This window comes from Rhizobacter sp. P3_B12, assembly GCF_056402895.1.
The window spans coordinates 1-2,097 of record NZ_JBFUGN010001037.1; the positions used below are offsets into that span (position 1 = coordinate 1).

The following is a 2,097-nucleotide window of genomic DNA, read 5'->3' on the forward strand; positions in this document are numbered from 1 at the left end:
GGGCAGCGACGGCAGCGAGCCCGGCGTGCGCGAGGAAGACCGCGGGCAGTGGCTGCAGAAGGAATCGTTGCCCGGGCGCGACCACCTGATCAAGGTCAACCCGTTCGTGCTCGGCAGCATGGCGCTCGACCTGCAGCAGCCCGAGCTCGGCCAGCACTGCGTCAACGAGCGCCGCGGCGCGTGGCACTGCACGGTTCCGGCCGGCCAGTACCTGATGCTGGGCGACAACCGCGACAACTCGGAAGACTCGCGCCGCTGGGGCTTCCTGCCGCACGCCGAGGTCTACGGCAAGGCGGTGCGCGTGCTGTTCAATCTCTCCGACATKTCTCGTTTCTGGACACCGCTGTGAGCACTGCGACTTCGACTGATCTGCAGGGCAAGCGCATCGTGCTCGGCCTGACCGGCGGCATCGCCTGCTACAAGGCCGCCGAGCTGACGCGCGCGCTGGTGAAGGCCGGCGCCTCGGTGCAGGTCGTGATGACCGAGGCGGCCGAACAGTTCATCACGCCGGTCACGATGCAGGCGCTGTCGACCCGCCCRGTGTTCACCAGCCAGTGGGATGCGCGCGAGGCCAACAACATGGCCCACATCAACCTGACGCGCGAGGCCGATGCCGTGCTGATCGCGCCGGCCAGCGCCGATTTCATCGCGCGGCTGGTGCAGGGGCGCGCCGACGACCTGCTGAGCCTGCTGTGCCTCGCACGGCCGATCGAGCGCTGCCCGCTGCTGGTGGCGCCGGCGATGAACCGCGAGATGTGGGCGCACCCGGCGACGCAGCGCAACATCGCCCAGCTGCGCGCCGACGGCGCCACCGTGCTCGGCCCCGGCAACGGCGACCAGGCCTGCGGCGAGATCGGCGATGGCCGCATGCTCGAACCGCTGGAGCTGCTGGAGGACGTGGTCTCGTTCTTCGCGCCGAAGCGGCTGGCCGGGCAGCGCCTGCTGATCACCGCCGGGCCGACCTTCGAGCCGATCGATCCGGTGCGCGGCATCACCAACCGCTCCAGCGGCAAGATGGGCTTCGCGATCGCCCGCGCGGCGCACGAGGCGGGCGCCGAGGTGACGCTGATCGCCGGCCCGGTGYACCTGCCGACGCCGCGCGGCGTGCGCCGCATCGACGTGCAGACGGCGCAGCAGATGTACGACGCCGTGCTGCCGCAGGCGGCGCAGCACAGCGTGTTCGTCGCGACCGCGGCGGTGGCCGACTGGCGGCCGGCGTCGCTGTCGGACCACAAGATCAAGAAGAACGGCAGCAAGGTCGCGCCGACCTTCGAGCTGACCGAGAACGCCGACATCCTGGCGGCCGTCGCGAAGCTGCCGGACCGGCCGTTCTGCGTCGGCTTCGCGGCCGAGAGCCACGATCTGTCCAAGCACGCCCGCGAAAAGCTCCAGCGCAAGAACGTGCCGCTGGTCGTCGGCAACCTCGGCCCGGCCACCTTCGGGCGCGACGACAACGCGCTGCTGCTGGTCGATGCGCAGGGCGAACGCCAGCTGCCGCATGCCGACAAGCTGACGCTCGCGCGCACGCTGGTGCAGGAGATCGCGGCCCGGCTGTCTTCTTCCGCTTCAACCTCCCGACCCGCATGACCCCGATCGACCTGAAGGTGCTCGACCCCCGCATGGCCGAGCAACTGCCCGCGTACGCGACCCCCGGCAGCGCCGGCCTCGACCTGCGTGCCTGCCTCGACGCGCCCCTGGTGCTCGAACCCGGCCAGACGCAGCTGATTCCCACCGGCCTCGCGATCCACGTCGCCGATCCGGGGCTGGCAGCGATCATCCTGCCGCGCTCGGGGTTGGGCCACAAGCACGGCATCGTGCTCGGCAACCTGGTCGGCCTGATCGATTCCGACTACCAGGGCCAGTTGATGGTGAGCTGCTGGAACCGTGGCCAGGCGGCGTTCACGATCGCGCCGATGGAGCRCATCGCGCAGCTGGTGATCGTGCCGGTGGTGCAGGCGAGCTTCCGGGTGGTCGAGGAATTCGGTGTGTCCGACCGCGGGGCAGGGGGCTTCGGCTCGACCGGCAAGCATTGATCTTTCGTGGCGCCGTGAAATCCTCGCGGCGGCCGGCGGTGCGTTTACCGACCCGCAATAAACT

Annotated in this window: 3 protein-coding genes; all 3 read left to right on the forward strand. The window is 70.2% G+C overall.

Features of this window, described 5'->3' with window-relative positions; genetic code table 11:
• A partial coding sequence (gene lepB / locus AC1D01_RS31725; protein WP_477873490.1) for a signal peptidase I occupies positions 1-349 on the forward strand: 349 nt, incomplete at its 5' end.
• On the forward strand, positions 346-1,587 hold the full coding sequence (gene coaBC / locus AC1D01_RS31730) for a bifunctional phosphopantothenoylcysteine decarboxylase/phosphopantothenate--cysteine ligase CoaBC (protein WP_477873491.1): 1,242 nt from the start codon (positions 346-348) through the stop codon (positions 1,585-1,587). The genes lepB and coaBC, both read left to right, overlap by 4 nt.
• On the forward strand, positions 1,584-2,033 hold the full coding sequence (gene dut, locus AC1D01_RS31735) for a dUTP diphosphatase (protein WP_477873492.1): 450 nt from the start codon (positions 1,584-1,586) through the stop codon (positions 2,031-2,033). Before coaBC ends, dut begins: the two co-directional genes overlap by 4 nt.
• The last annotated feature ends 64 nt before the right edge of the window (positions 2,034-2,097 follow it).